The organism is Pseudomonas sp. MWU13-2862 (assembly GCF_023242495.1).
GTDB classification, from domain to species: Bacteria; Pseudomonadota; Gammaproteobacteria; order Pseudomonadales; family Pseudomonadaceae; genus Aquipseudomonas; species Aquipseudomonas gingeri_D.
On record NZ_JALMEZ010000002.1, the window covers coordinates 1 to 13,222 of the forward strand.

Below are 13,222 nucleotides of genomic sequence, written 5' to 3' on the forward strand. Positions count from 1 at the left end.
GCTCACAGCCTCAATCAATCGATGGGCATTGACGCCCGGTTGGATGGCGAACAGCGTAGGTTTGTACGGGGCTTCGGGGGTGACGGGTTTGGCGCAAGTGAGCGCGAGGGTATCGAGCAATCGAGGGGAATTGGTCGGGACTGACTCAGGCTCGTTGGAGAGTTTGTGCAAGTACAGGCTTCTGTCGGCGGTACTGAGGGTTTTACGAACGGCCGGCGGATCGGGGGTGATCTTCTTTGACATGGTGACGCTCCTTCTTCTTAAGAATGAAGCTCGTCATCTCAGGCTGCAAAACGAACGGTGGCGAGCCGTACACAGGTTTGCAGACCGGGAAGAAGGAACCGGCAGGCCGAAGCCTCCTGCGCACAGCTCGCCATAACACGAGCATAAAAATACCGCATACGCGGCGCTGTGCGCCTTCTTCGAAACCGGGCTGCAAAACCCGCGTCGCTGAATTTGCAGCGACAGCGGAACTGTAGCCCTGGCGTTTGGCGCACGCAATATTCTCCCATGCCTGTAGCGCGTGGGAAATATGAGTTTTTTCGGCAGTCCATTTCGCGTATTGATTGAGCGCTACTGAGCCGCGCGCGCTAAAGCGAAGACCCAAGCCTTACCCCATACTGATGAAAACACGTCGATCAGCAACGGAGGATGTCAGGAAAGCAGGCATCCGAAGAGAGTTAAGTGCCAATCAAATGCGTCCCCTTTTCCGAGCTACATCTGCGAGGCGGGATAAGCGCTTGATTGAATCGCTCCCGCACTGCACGCGGGAGCGACCGGAACCTTACTGAGCCTGGATCAACTTGCTTTCGCTGACACCGGCACGGCCGGTTTTGTCGTCGACAACTTGCAGGTTGTTGCGGGCCTTGATGAAACCTACTTTCACTTCCTGCCAGACAAAATAGTTCTTGCCGGCTTCAGCCGTAAGTTTCAACTCGGAATCGTTTTCTGCCGAAGACACCAACGTCTGCTGGCCCGCCGGGACAGAGAGCATCAGGTAAGACTTGGCAACGGTCTGCCCTACTGGCTTGCCGTTGAGCGCGACGGGCATTTTCACGCCGGCGCCCATGCTTTCGTTGCGATAAACGTAGATGTTGGCTTTGTCGGGGCTGACCTGAAACGTCTTGGCTTGAGCGTCCTGGTTGTCGTCAGCCATTTTTACCGAAGCGCAGCCAGCGGTAAGGGCGGTCAGTGCCAGCAAAGCGGTGAAGGTGAACTGCTTGAACATTGTGTATCTCCATTTTTTGATGAGTCCAACGAACCGTTATCGGCAGCGCTCGACAAAAGGCAATGAGCCATCATTGAAAAAACGGAAATAATTTCATCAGCGTGTGATGCCAGTGCCGCTAAGGAAACTCCGAACAAGCCCCCAAACGTGCTGAAATACAGTCTCATCAGCAGAGTCTGCTCATCGCCTCCTTTACCGCGAAAACGTCCCAACGAGGCATCCAAAACAGCACCGCTGGCGAGACAAACGATTCCCACCAACCGGCAGATGGGAAAGCCCAGCCCGGCTTTTTGCCCACGAGAGCACTGCGACTCAGTTGGGGAAGGCACTCATGAAGATGCCCCAGCATGTCGTCCAAAGGCAGCATTGTCCGCCGACGGAACTCAACCACCATCTGTTCTTCACTCGGTGTCAGCTTTGCGCTACGCGGCCGGGCAGGCCCCATTCGCGAGTCCTTGGTTGTTGACCGTGAGCGCCATTTGGCTACGGTCTTTACGTTCAATCTGTAACGGGCTGCAAGCTTGCGATTCGACTCTTGCGACGCTTGGAGCTCGGCTCGAATTCGCGGCGCTGTCCGGGCTGAACCATGAAGACGTCCTTCCATAATGCATCCTCTTGCTCGGTGGTTAAGGATGCACCATGACTCTCCGAGACTGAACACCTAGTTATTGACACCCTTCAAAAATAAATTTGCCGCTTTTAGTTTTCTAGATTACCAGTCAGATACTGAGAAGCTTGGCGTCATACCAGACATCCTCGTACTGTTCCGTGATGAGAAATCTTGATCCCGGTGGGAGGCCCAAGTACGGAAGCAATAGTGACTCCCAGCTTTCAACATGAGAAACATGTAAAGGAACAAAAAAATCTGAAGCTTCAGAAAATACTTCTCCAGCCCATATATACCAGCCGCACGTTCCTGATTCAGGCTTTATACGCATACCATTCAAAGGACGTAACCTATCCTTAACATTAAGGGATATCCCAATTTTATGATTCGGGTCACACTCAAAAAAGTCCATATCCAGTCTCAAGCAAACTGCCTGCTGGCTTTCTTGCATGTTATCCTCACTCCATCATCATGAACTACTTGACCGTACTCAATAGCTCAGCCTGGAGTTTCCCCACTAACTCATCCGTATAATCGTAAGGGCTTTTCTGGGTTATGACAACTCGCCAAAAATCAGAGCCAGACTGAACAATCTCAACTTTAAGCCGAATACGGCCATCTTTAACCATTCGACCATAACCTTGCCAGTATTGACGCCCCGCTCTCTCAAAAAAGCGCCCCCTGTCCGAGAAGCGCATATTGGCAGCCGTATTTTTCTGAAAGGCATGTACATATTCATCCAGGGCATCACCTGTCTGCTGCATAGCAAAAACAATTTGAGCACCGCCGACCCTCTCGGAGAATACATATACTTGCTGACCGTCGCTATTTACTTTTACTGAGAATTCCCACCAAGGCTCAATACTTGCGTCAAGATGGGTCAGTGGATTCTCCCAAGCGTAGTTATTTTTTTGCATGAGGTACTGTACCCACTCACGCTGAGTCGTCGGACTCAGGGAACTTAATACTGAGAAACCTCCTAAACCCCCCATGAAGACGATACCAGAAGCGATTTTACGCACACGGCTTAAAGGCCTTGAACGCACCCAAAAATTCAAGGATTCGTCATAACTCGCGCGCCGCCCACTTCCCAGTAGGAACGCCTGATTCGCCATTGTTAATAAATTGAAAATAGGCAGTCCGAAAGCGAGCCCGCTCGCCCACACCAGAGAGTTCCGATGAAGGTATTGAAAAAAGCCCAATGGCTTCGCATCTGACGTTTCAATTTTCAGCCTGAACAACGCCTTACAGGGTGTATTCCCGGCGATCCGATACAACAAGGCATCTAATATAAGTGCAACCGGGAGACATAAGACGTAGTGTACCTCAGCGGCCCCTGGTTTATGAGCCCAGTCAAAGATACCAGGAAAATATTTACCGACTAAAAAACCCGACACTACGGCGACGAGCACCAATTCCCAGCACATATCAAAAATACGAGCGAAAAACCGAGGCCAGCGACTCGCGGAAGTATCACTGGTCCTGCCGGGGTCGCTGCTACCTGGTGGAGATGGAGAGACGCCGCACGGCTCCGCCACTTTATCCAGAGGCCGCCAAGGATCCATGCTTTCGTTCCACAGAATGGTTCTGCAACCCCCTTCCATGGTGTGCGACAGCCCCGGGGTATTCGGCGCGACGATATTGAGCATGGGCATGCCATTACCCGCTTGGCCCAGGAAGACAAACTGACGAACGTCCATGTCGAGATCTCGATACATCGCAGGCGACAAGGCGCCCTTCAGATAGCGCTATGCCATCAACCGGCGGCGATACTAGGACGACAATCCAATGGCGTCAATTTGTCCAACATTAAATATCTTCAAAACATTTCAAAGCGTTGCGCTGGCCGGAAAGGCCATTTCGCCAGAATGTAGGGTAATCCATTGATAAGTATCGATTTCAATACCAAACTAGGCTGATCTCTCGCCCAGCGCCTGGTCAAGCCGCCGTCATTGCCTGCGTCAAGGAATCCGCGCATGTCCACACTTGAAATCATTGCTGTCCTGGTTAATGTCCTCGGCGTCTGGCTCACCGCCCGGCGCATTCGCTGGTGCTGGCCGGTCGGTGTCGTTGCCGTGCTGCTCTACGCCTGGATTTTCTACGACGCCAAGCTGTATTCCGATACATTGCTGCAAGGCATCTTCGCCGTATTGCAGGGTTATGGCTGGTGGCGCTGGAGCCAGGGCGGGCTGAGCGAGGGCAAGGTCCATGTGGCCCGGTTGTCCTTGCGCGAAGGCTTGCTCGGCCTGCTCTGTGGAGCCGTGGGCGCGGTGCTGCTGGGGGGACTGATGGTCCGCTTTACCGATGCGGCGGTGCCGTGGGTCGACGCCTCGCTCACCGCCTTCAGCCTGGTGGCCAGTGTCTGGGCGGCGCGCAAGTATGTCGCCAGCTGGTGGCTGTGGATCGTGCTGGACGTGATCTACGTCGGCCTGTTCCTGTTCAAGGACCTGCAACTGACGGCCGCGCTGTACGCCGGCTTCGTGGTGCTGGCGATCTATGGCCTGCGGGCCTGGCAGCAGGACCTGAAGTCCCAGGAACAGCCAGGGCCGGTGGACTCGACGAGCGGTGAGCTGATTCGTTAGTGTAGAGACCCAGCGCCGCACGCCGAGAACCGAATGCCTCCAGGGGCGCCTGCTGCGCAAGCGTTTTTCGCGGGTGCAGTCGCGTTGCGAGCTGGAGATGCATATCGGCACGGTCAACGAGGAACAGGCGCAGTTGCTGCAACTGTCGGTGGGTTCCACCAGCGTCTACCTGGAGCGGCTGAACTTTGGCGAAGCGAACCAGCCGGTGGAGTTCGACCAGGAATTCTGGCGACCCGATGCGTTGTCGATCGTGATGGAGACACGGTATCCGGGGACAGGCGCTTGAATCCCTCTATTACAAAGGCTCAGTGCACTGGACAACAGTTCTCCGGCCTGCCGCTGACGCCCTAAAGTTATTTGTGTCGCCGTCGATACACTTCTGTACATAGAATAATTCTCTTGCCCCAGGAGGTTCCATGACAGGGATATCGTCGATCAATGTTTTGACGCTGAACCCTTCCCAGCTTGTCGGTAATACGCCGGCTGGCGCCCAGCCTGTCGAAACAACCGCGGCTGTTTCCGCACCGGCGTCCACCGTGCTTCTCGGCCAGAACAACGTGGTCGAAATCAATACCTACAATGCCCGTGGAACCTTGCCTAACGCCGCGCAGGCACCTACCTGGGAAAGCAGCCCGCTGGACAAGGTGTCGTTCACGATGGGCGGCAACCTCAGCAATAGCTCCAACTCCAACGCCGCCCGCTTTGCCGGCTTGGGTGCCGCGCTGATGTCACAGTTGGCCGACGGCAAAAAGAACATCTCGCAATCGGTTGTCCAGCAGTCCGACATCAGACCGCTCAACGCCGCCGGGATCGCCGCTGCACAGTCCAAGCTGCACAGCAGCAACGCCGACAGCACGATCAGCCTGACCCTCAAGACCGCCAGCGGTAAAACCGTGACCTTGAGCCTGGCGAACCAGGACGATGGAATGGCCGTACAGGCCCAGGTGGAAGGCGGCGACCTCACGGCTGAAGAGAGTGCGGCCCTGGCCAAGATGGCCAAAGGTTTCCAGGCGGCAATCGACGGTTTGACCGCCGAGCCGCCTCAATTGAAGCTGGATGCCCTGACCCAGTTCGACTCGAAGGTATTTTCCTCGGTCGACCTGAGCACCAAGCTCAAGATTGACGACAAAAACAGCCAGACCCTCGAGTTCCATGCCGACAGCCAGAAACGCTCGGTCAGCATGAGCGGCCCTTCAGGTGATCTGCAACTGTCCGTGGACCTGAAGAGCCAGGCGATTCTCGGCAATCCCATCCAACAGGCCAAGGCCCTGCAGAGCTACCTCAAGCAGATCGATGCCGCGGCCGCCCGAGGTCACGCCGATCGCGACATGATGTCGATGTTCAAGGATGCGTTCTCCTCCCTGAACAGCAACTATCCCGTCACCAGTGCGACCTCCACGCCGGCAGCCGTCGATCCACTCGCCCCCACCAATCTGGATCGCAAGCTGTTGACCGGCCTGGCGGATTTCTCCGCGTCGATGACGCAGGCAAGCCAGGCGAGCAACCCGATGCGTCCCAGCGAGCGGGATACCTTTGCTTATAACCTGTCCCAGACCACTCAACTCAAGGGCGATGATTCGCAGAATCGCTCCATTGAGCAGGACCAGCAATCGAACCTGACCGCCAGCTATCACCAGGCGCTGTCCGCGGGCCAGAAGCTGAAGCTGAGCAGCAATGCGGACTCGCAGAACTACCTGTTCTACCAGATCAGCGACAACGCCAGCAGCCAGACCAATATCGCTTACAAAGACGGTAAGTTGACCAATGCGGCGGTGACCCAGTCGGCCAGCCAATCCACAAATATCTCCAAATACGTGATGGGGCACCTGGTGGATCACACCTCAACCCCCGTCAATACATCGAAAACCCAGAGTTTCATGGCCGTGCTGGAACGGGCGTTGCACCCGGACAAGACGGACAAGACACCAGAGGGCGCCGCGCGCTTGAAGGAACTCCTGGACGGCCTCCAGGACAAGGTACTGCTGGATTCGTACCCGAAAAAACTCAACAGCTGACCCCGGGGGTCAGCTTGATCCCAGTCACCTGGGCAAGAGGGCGGGTCTTTACCCGCCCTCTTGCCGTGGATTTACCCGCGATACTCCTGACCCGTCCTCGGTGGTAAGGTTGGGGCATATAGATGCCGCCCCCCTCAATCCGGATATCCGAATATGAAAAACTTCGCATTCAAAGCAGCCATGCCCGCTGTGTTGATGCTGGCCGTCCTCAGCGCTTCTTTCTCGACACCGACGATGGCAGCGAGAAGCTCTGACGCTGTCTCCCAAACAGCCGCCCGTCACGCCAAAAAATACGAAGACCTGGTAGAGAGGCGGATCAACGAACTGCGCGCCAAACTGAAGATCACCGACAAGCAGTCCGTCCAGTGGGACGCCTATGCGAAAACCATGCGTGACAATGCGCACGGTACCGACAAGGCCTACCTGGATCAGGCGCAGAAGCTGCCCTCGTTAAATGCCGATGAGGCGATGCAGTCCTATGCCAGGCTGGCACAGATGCACGCGGACAATCTGCACAAGCTTGCCACTTCGTTCAGCGCGCTGTACGGCACGCTGTCCGCCGATCAGAAAAAAACCGCCGATAAACTGTTTCGCAGCGAGCGCGGGGAGCGGCACGAAGTCGCGGATAGATTTCATTGATGCGCAAAGAGTCCCAGTGGACACCGAGCCTATTGGCGATCAACCACTCATGTGTGCCGAGCGCTTTGAGCGAGGGTAACGCCGCAATCCAGCCGTTCACGCAAGAACTCGATCAGCGCCCGCACCGGTCGAGAGCCCTGGCGATGCTGCGGATAAACCGCCGATAACGCCAACGGTTCGGGACAGAAGTCAGCCAGCACCGGCACCAGCCGCCCATCCTTCAACGCCGAATCGACAATGAAGGTCGGCAAATAGGTAATACCCATGCCGGCGATGGCGGCGTCCTTGAGCAACTCACCATTGTTGACCCGCATCCGTCCCGTGACATTGACGATCAATGGCTTGCCCTGCCCTTCGAAACGCCATTGCACCTGGCGGCCATGGCCGTAAGGCAGGCAGTCATGGGCCTGCACATCCTCGGGTTTGACCGGGGTGCCGCGCTCGGCCAGGTAAGCGGGACTGGCGCAATACACCCGCTGGATGGACCCGATACGCCGGGCAATCAGCGTCGAGTCTTCCAGCACCCCGATGCGCAATGCCAGGTCGTAGCCCTCACCGAGTAAATCTACCGGTCGGTCGCTGAGATCCACTTCAACCGTGACATCGCAATAGCGCTGCAAGAAAGCCGGCAACACCTCGCTCAAATGCGCCATCGCAAACGACAGTGGAGCGCTCAGGCGAACAGTGCCACGGGGCTCTACCGTCTGACCGGCGATGCCCTGCTCCACTTGCTCGACCTCACTGAGCAGGCGCAAAGCCGACTCGTAATAACTCTGCCCCAGGGGCGTCATGTCCAGCCGCCGGGTCGAGCGATTGATCAGTCGTACGCCCAGACGTTCCTCCAGTTGCATCAGACGCCGGCTGACAAACTGCTTGGACAGGCCCAACTGATCCGCCGCTGCGGTGAAGCTGCCGGAGTCCATGACCTGGCAAAAAATACGCATATCTTCGAACGGGTTCATTGTCACTCTCTGGTTGACAGCCAAACACGTTATAGCGACTTTTTCCTTTTCTGACAGCCCATTAATCGGTGATGAGGCCTTGATTGAAAGGCCCGCTGGGTGACTGCAGAAACGTTGATCAAAAAAATGCCCGCACAGTGGCGGGCATTCATTCGAACCAGCAGTGCACCAGAACTTATCTGGAGGTCAGGGCCGAATAGCTGTTCATCAAGTTGCGATAATTCGGAATGCGCGGCGACAACAGGTTCGCCAGGCCTTCCATGTCGTTGCGCCAGTCGCCTTGCAGCTCGCAGGCTACCGAGAACCAGTTCACCAGTTGCGCACCCGCCGCCGTCATCCGTGCCCATGCCGCCTGCTGCACGGTTTCGTTGAAGGTGCCCGACGCGTCGGTGACCACAAACACTTCAAAGCCTTCCGCCAGGGCAGACAAGGTCGGGAACGCCACGCACACGTCGGTCACCACGCCGGCAATGATCAGTTGCTTGCGACCGGTCGCCTTTACCGCCTTGACGAAATCGGCGTTGTCCCAGGCATTGATCTGGCCAGGGCGTGGAATGTACGGCGCATCCGGGAAGAGCTCCTTGAGCTCCGGCACCATCGGGCCGTTCGGGCCGTTTTCAAAGCTGGTGGTCAGGATGGTCGGCAATTTGAAGAACTTGGCCAGGTCTGCCAGCGCCAGTACGTTGTTCTTGAATTCGTTGGGTGAGAAATCCTGCACCAGCGAGATCAGCCCGGTCTGGTGATCGACCAACAGCACAACGGCATCATCTTTGTTCAGACGTTTGTACGGAACGTTGCTCATGTAAAACTCCTTGGTGGATGGATATTGCACAGGGATGCCGACGGCTTTGGCCGGCATTTTTTTTGATCGTCAGAAAGCAAAACACGAGCAGCCGAACGCGCCCCAGAACCCCTGGAAGTCACTGACCGGTGCGTTCGACAGACGCGCCCGCTCATGGCTGTGGGAGTGAACGGCACAGGGTCCGCTGCAATGGTGAACCTGAGCCTGCATCGGCGACGTCGGGCGCCAATGACCAGGAACCTTGGCTACCGGCGACCAGTCCGGCAGCACTGGCACGCTGGCTGGCCCGAGTTTTTCGAAGTCCCCGGCGGCATACACCACCTTGCCGCCGACCACGGTCAGCAGCGACTCGATCCACTTGATGGCCTCTTCTTCGACCTGGAAGAAATCCGCGGTCAGGGCGACAACGTCTGCCAGTTGCCCGACCTTGATCTGGCCTTTCTTGCCCTGCTCGGAAGAGAACCAGGCGCTGCCATGGGTGAAGAGCTCCAGTGCGGTCTGCCGGGAAAGCCCTTCGCGGTGCAATTCCATGCCGCCCACGGTACGCCCGCTGACCATCCAGTACAGTGAGGTCCACGGGTTGTAGCTGGAAACCCGCGTGGCATCGGTGCCCGCGCCGACAGGGACACCCTCGGCCAGCATCCGTTTGATCGGCGGCGTGGCTTCGGCAGCCTTGGCGCCATAACGCTCGACGAAGTATTCGCCCTGGAACGCCATGCGGTCCTGAATCGCAATACCGCCGCCCAACGCCCTCACCCGTTCGATGTTCTGCGGGGTAATGGTTTCAGCGTGATCGAAGAACCAGGGCAAGCCATTGAATGGAATGTCGCGATTGACCTTCTCGAACACATCGAGCATGCGGCTGATGGATTCGTTGTACGTCGCATGCAAACGGAACGGCCAACGTTGCTCCACCAAATGGCGCACAACCGGTTCCAGCTCTTCTTCCATGGTCTGCGGCAGGTCCGGACGCGGTTCGAGGAAGTCTTCGAAGTCGGCGGCGGAGAACACCAGCATCTCCCCGGCACCGTTGTGCCGCAAGTAGTCGTCGCCCTGGTGCAAGGTGACGCTGCCGGTCCAGTTCTTGAAATCGCTCAGTTCTTCCTTGGGCTTTTGGGTGAACAGGTTGTAGGCGATGCGAATGGTCAGTTGCTGGTCCTTGGCCAACTGCTCGATCACCGCGTAGTCATCCGGGTAATTCTGGAAACCACCACCGGCATCGATAGCGCTGGTCAGGCCGAGACGGTTGAGTTCACGCATGAACTGGCGAGTCGAGTTGACCTGATACTCCAGGGGCAGCTTCGGTCCCTTGGCCAGGGTCGAGTAAAGAATCATCGCATTGGGTCGCGCCACCAACATGCCCGTCGGGTCGCCTTTGGCATCGCGGACAATCTCGCCGCCCGGCGGGTTCGGCGTATCACGGGTGTAGCCGGCGACCCGCAGCGCAGCGCGATTGAGCAAGGCGCGGTCGTACAAGTGCAAGACGAATACCGGTGTGTCCGGTGCGGCCTGGTTGAGTTCTTCCAGGGTCGGCATACGCTTTTCGGCAAACTGGAATTCGTTCCAGCCGCCCACCACCCTCACCCATTGCGGCGTCGGCGTACGGTCGGCCTGCTCCTTGAGCATGCGCAGGGCATCGGCCAGGGAAGGCACACCCTCCCAGCGCAGCTCCAGATTGTAGTTCAAGCCACCACGGATCAGGTGCAGGTGCGAGTCGTTGAGGCCAGGGATGACGCAACGGCCCTTGAGGTCGATGACCTGGGTACTCGAACCGCGCAAGGCCATGGCTTCGGCATCCGTGCCCACCACCACAAAGCGGCCATCGTGGATCGCCACCGCACTGGCGAGGGGCTTGGCACGGTCAACCGTGTGGAATTGACCATTGAACAAAATCAGATCGGCGTTCATCGCGTTTCCTCGGACAAAGTGGAATGAGACGGGGCGGCAGTCAACCAGGGGGCAAACAGTCGGGTCGCCAGGGGCATGAACAGGTACACCACCGAGAGCACGATGGTCAGGGTGATCAGGAAGGTGGAGATCAGGTAATTGGAGAGGAACGCGTCGAGCCGCAGTACCGGTCCCCAGATCAGCGGCACCAGCAGGGTGTGCGGCAGGATCACCATCAATGTCAGCACCGCCTGCTTCCAACGCGGGGGTGGCGAGGTGGCATCCGCCGGCGGTGAAAACCAGAACGCATTGACTGGATGGACCTCGGTCCGATCACCGTCGGCGAGCATCGGGGCGGCTTCGTTGACCAGCTCCAGCCGCTGCGGCGAATCAAGCCAGCGCTGCATCGCCTCGGTGGAGCAGAAGCGCAGCACGCAGGTGAACAGGTCGAGACCGGCACTTCTGCCACGAATCACGTCCACGCCCAAATGCCCCTCGCGCTGCCCGGCAATGCCGACAATACGCCGTAGCCAAGCTTCATAGGGGGCCTCAAAGCCGACCTTGACCCGGTGTTTGACGATCAGTGTCACGACTTCATCAGCCCCCCGCGCCGGGCGACCGACGGGATCGAGGCGATTGGAATCAGGCATGATACGAAGCTCCGGTGAGAGGATCAGGGATGTTCAACGGTTCAGACATGTACTGGCTGATCCGCGAACGTAACCAGCGCTCCGCCGGATCGTTGTCGTGCACGCCACTCCAGGCCATCGACAGTTGCGCCGCCTCGATGGGGAACGGCGGTTCTTCCGCTCTCAAGGCACCGCCTTCAACCAACGCGCAAGCCGCGTAGTCGGGCACCGTGGCGATCATTTCGGTACCGGCGAGCATCGCCCGCAAGCCACTGAACTGCGGAACCCCCAGCACCACGCGCCGGGTACGGCCGACCTTGGCCAGGTCGAGATCGATGTTGCCGCTCAGGTCGCCGGAAAACGACACCATGGCGTGGGGTCGCTGACAGTATTCATCGAGCGTCAGCTGACCGGGGCGATTGTCACCGCGCAACACTTTGCAGGCGATATCACGCAGCCTCTTGCGCTTGGCGTTGGCCGGCAACTCGGTGGTGTAACTGACCCCGACGGAGATTTCCCCGGATGCCAGCAAAGCCGGCATCAACAGATAATTGGCCCGACGCACCACCACAACGACCGCCGGCGCCTCCTCCTGCAACTGCCGGAGCAATGGCGGAAACAAACCGAACTCGGCATCGTCCGAAAGGCCGATGCGAAACACCTCGCAGCTGGTTGCCGGGTCAAACGCCTTGGCCCGGCTGACCGCCCCCGAAATGGTGTCCATCGCCGGTTGCAGCTCTTTGAGGATCGCCAACGCCCGCGCCGTCGGCTCCATCCCACGACCGTTGCGCAGCAGCAGCGGGTCGTCGAACAGATCCCGCAGGCGTCCCAGCGCGGCGCTCACGGCCGGCTGCCCCATGAACAGTTTTTCAGCCACTCGGGTCAGGTTCTTTTCGAACATCAGGGCCTCGAAAATCACCAACAGGTTCATGTCGACGCGACGCAGATCGTTACGGTTCATCAGTACGCGCTCACAAGCAATCAACCCTTGAGGAACGCCAGCAGATCGGCGTTGAGTTGATCCTTGTGGGTGTCGGTCAGACCATGGGGGGCACCGGGATAGACCAACAGCTTCGAGCCTTTGATCAGTTTGGCCGAGGCGATGCCGGCGGCCTCGATCGGCACGATCTGATCAGCGTCGCCATGCACCACCAGGGTCGGCACGTCGAACTTCTTCAGGTCTTCGGTGAAATCGGTCTCCGAGAACGCCTTGATGCAGTCATAGGCATTTTTGTGGCCGGCCATCATGCCTTGCATCCAGAACCAGTCGATCATGCCCTGCGAAGGTTGAGCACCCGGCTTGTTGAAACCAAAGAACGGCCCGCTGGCGACATCCTTGTACAACTGCGAACGGTCGGCCAGGGAGCCCTGGCGCAGGCCATCGAACACCTCGATCGGCAAACCGCCCGGGTTGCCTTCGGTCTTGAGCATCAGCGGTGGCACCGAAGAAATCAGTCCCGCTTTGGCGACCCGTCCGGTACCGTGACGACCGATGTAGCGCGCCACTTCGCCACCGCCGGTGGAGAAGCCGAACAGCACCACGTTATTCAGGTCCAGCAGCTCGATCAATTGGGCCAGGTCGTCGGCGTAGGTGTCCATTTCATTGCCGAACCAGGGTTGGCTGGAGCGGCCATGGCCACGACGGTCATGAGCGATAACCCGATAACCCTTGGAAGCCAGGAAGATCATCTGCGCCTCCCAACTGTCGGCATTCAGCGGCCAGCCGTGGCTGAAGACGATGGGCTGACCGGTACCCCAGTCCTTGTAGTAGATCTCGGTACCGTCACGGGTGGTAAATGTGCTCATGGCGATTGCTCCTCGGGGTTGTCGTTGCAAGAAGGCTGAGCTTTGCGTTGAACTTGAAGGATTGG

The 13,222-nt window shown here is 58.0% G+C and carries 13 protein-coding genes and 2 pseudogenes; 4 read left to right on the plus strand and 11 right to left on the minus strand.

Going from position 1 to position 13,222, the window contains the following annotated elements; all coding sequences use genetic code 11:
* The 5 genes and pseudogenes from M5C56_RS03520 to M5C56_RS03540 all read right to left on the minus strand — a co-directional run.
* Positions 1–243, minus strand: a pseudogene (locus M5C56_RS03520) (hypothetical protein); the annotation flags it as partial.
* Positions 244–784: 541 nt separating this feature from the next.
* Positions 785–1,228 carry a DUF2846 domain-containing protein gene (locus M5C56_RS03525; RefSeq protein ID WP_103496604.1) on the minus strand — a complete coding sequence of 148 codons (444 nt, stop codon included), beginning with the start codon at positions 1,226–1,228 and terminating at the stop codon, positions 785–787.
* Positions 1,229–1,526: 298 nt separating this feature from the next.
* Positions 1,527–1,832 (minus strand): annotated as a pseudogene (locus M5C56_RS03530) (IS481 family transposase); the annotation flags it as partial.
* 115 nt (positions 1,833–1,947) lie between these two features.
* On the minus strand, positions 1,948–2,286 hold the full coding sequence (locus M5C56_RS03535; RefSeq protein ID WP_103496605.1) for a hypothetical protein: 339 nt from the start codon (positions 2,284–2,286) through the stop codon (positions 1,948–1,950).
* 25 nt (positions 2,287–2,311) lie between these two features.
* The gene (locus M5C56_RS03540; RefSeq protein WP_247263062.1) at positions 2,312–3,535 is read right to left on the minus strand and encodes an RDD family protein; all 1,224 of its coding nucleotides are present in this window, start codon (positions 3,533–3,535) and stop codon (positions 2,312–2,314) included.
* A 276-nt stretch (positions 3,536–3,811) separates the two neighbouring features.
* Here M5C56_RS03540 and pnuC point away from each other — a divergent pair, with 276 nt between their 5' ends.
* The 4 genes from pnuC to M5C56_RS03560 all read left to right on the plus strand — a co-directional run bounded on the left by pnuC (position 3,812) and on the right by M5C56_RS03560 (position 7,071).
* Positions 3,812–4,417, plus strand: coding sequence for a nicotinamide riboside transporter PnuC (gene pnuC / locus M5C56_RS03545; protein ID WP_177100537.1), 606 nt, complete (start codon positions 3,812–3,814; stop codon positions 4,415–4,417).
* Positions 4,418–4,469: 52 nt separating this feature from the next.
* Positions 4,470–4,703 carry a UTRA domain-containing protein gene (locus M5C56_RS03550; RefSeq protein ID WP_255916942.1) on the plus strand — a complete coding sequence of 78 codons (234 nt, stop codon included), beginning with the start codon at positions 4,470–4,472 and terminating at the stop codon, positions 4,701–4,703.
* 130 nt (positions 4,704–4,833) lie between these two features.
* A complete protein-coding gene (locus M5C56_RS03555; RefSeq protein ID WP_247263061.1) occupies positions 4,834–6,432 on the plus strand; it encodes a lactate dehydrogenase in 1,599 nt (532 codons plus the stop codon).
* A gap of 153 nt (positions 6,433–6,585) precedes the next feature.
* The gene (locus M5C56_RS03560; protein ID WP_103496607.1) at positions 6,586–7,071 is read left to right on the plus strand and encodes a Spy/CpxP family protein refolding chaperone; all 486 of its coding nucleotides are present in this window, start codon (positions 6,586–6,588) and stop codon (positions 7,069–7,071) included.
* Positions 7,072–7,118: 47 nt separating this feature from the next.
* Here the strand turns inward: M5C56_RS03560 and M5C56_RS03565 are convergent, their stop codons facing one another.
* The 6 genes from M5C56_RS03565 to M5C56_RS03590 all read right to left on the minus strand — a co-directional run bounded on the left by M5C56_RS03565 (position 7,119) and on the right by M5C56_RS03590 (position 13,157).
* On the minus strand, positions 7,119–8,033 hold the full coding sequence (locus tag M5C56_RS03565; protein ID WP_103496608.1) for a LysR family transcriptional regulator: 915 nt from the start codon (positions 8,031–8,033) through the stop codon (positions 7,119–7,121).
* Between the two features lie 175 nt (positions 8,034–8,208).
* Positions 8,209–8,835, minus strand: coding sequence for an isochorismate family cysteine hydrolase YcaC (ycaC, locus tag M5C56_RS03570; RefSeq protein ID WP_103496609.1), 627 nt, complete (start codon positions 8,833–8,835; stop codon positions 8,209–8,211).
* A gap of 69 nt (positions 8,836–8,904) precedes the next feature.
* Positions 8,905–10,743, minus strand: coding sequence for an amidohydrolase (locus M5C56_RS03575; protein WP_103496610.1), 1,839 nt, complete (start codon positions 10,741–10,743; stop codon positions 8,905–8,907).
* Positions 10,740–11,372, minus strand: a complete 633-nt coding sequence (locus M5C56_RS03580; protein WP_103496611.1) for an antibiotic biosynthesis monooxygenase — start codon at positions 11,370–11,372, stop codon at positions 10,740–10,742. Before M5C56_RS03580 ends, M5C56_RS03575 begins: the two co-directional genes overlap by 4 nt.
* The gene (locus tag M5C56_RS03585; RefSeq protein WP_103496612.1) at positions 11,365–12,312 is read right to left on the minus strand and encodes a LysR substrate-binding domain-containing protein; all 948 of its coding nucleotides are present in this window, start codon (positions 12,310–12,312) and stop codon (positions 11,365–11,367) included. Before M5C56_RS03585 ends, M5C56_RS03580 begins: the two co-directional genes overlap by 8 nt.
* Positions 12,313–12,332: 20 nt before the next feature.
* Positions 12,333–13,157 carry an alpha/beta hydrolase gene (locus tag M5C56_RS03590; RefSeq protein ID WP_103496613.1) on the minus strand — a complete coding sequence of 275 codons (825 nt, stop codon included), beginning with the start codon at positions 13,155–13,157 and terminating at the stop codon, positions 12,333–12,335.
* Between the last annotated feature and the right edge of the window lie 65 nt (positions 13,158–13,222).

Coding starts and splice junctions, on each gene's coding strand:
- pnuC (WP_177100537.1), top strand. CDS start 3,812: ATGTCCACACTTGAAATCATTGCTGTCCTGGTTAATGTCCTCGGCGTC.
- M5C56_RS03565 (WP_103496608.1), bottom strand. CDS start 8,033: ATGAACCCGTTCGAAGATATGCGTATTTTTTGCCAGGTCATGGACTCC.
- M5C56_RS03575 (WP_103496610.1), bottom strand. CDS start 10,743: ATGAACGCCGATCTGATTTTGTTCAATGGTCAATTCCACACGGTTGAC.
- M5C56_RS03590 (WP_103496613.1), bottom strand. CDS start 13,157: ATGAGCACATTTACCACCCGTGACGGTACCGAGATCTACTACAAGGAC.
- ycaC (WP_103496609.1), bottom strand. CDS start 8,835: ATGAGCAACGTTCCGTACAAACGTCTGAACAAAGATGATGCCGTTGTG.
- M5C56_RS03580 (WP_103496611.1), bottom strand. CDS start 11,372: ATGCCTGATTCCAATCGCCTCGATCCCGTCGGTCGCCCGGCGCGGGGG.
- M5C56_RS03535 (WP_103496605.1), bottom strand. CDS start 2,286: ATGCAAGAAAGCCAGCAGGCAGTTTGCTTGAGACTGGATATGGACTTT.
- M5C56_RS03525 (WP_103496604.1), bottom strand. CDS start 1,228: ATGTTCAAGCAGTTCACCTTCACCGCTTTGCTGGCACTGACCGCCCTT.
- M5C56_RS03555 (WP_247263061.1), top strand. CDS start 4,834: ATGACAGGGATATCGTCGATCAATGTTTTGACGCTGAACCCTTCCCAG.
- M5C56_RS03540 (WP_247263062.1), bottom strand. CDS start 3,535: ATGGACGTTCGTCAGTTTGTCTTCCTGGGCCAAGCGGGTAATGGCATG.
- M5C56_RS03585 (WP_103496612.1), bottom strand. CDS start 12,312: ATGAACCGTAACGATCTGCGTCGCGTCGACATGAACCTGTTGGTGATT.
- M5C56_RS03560 (WP_103496607.1), top strand. CDS start 6,586: ATGAAAAACTTCGCATTCAAAGCAGCCATGCCCGCTGTGTTGATGCTG.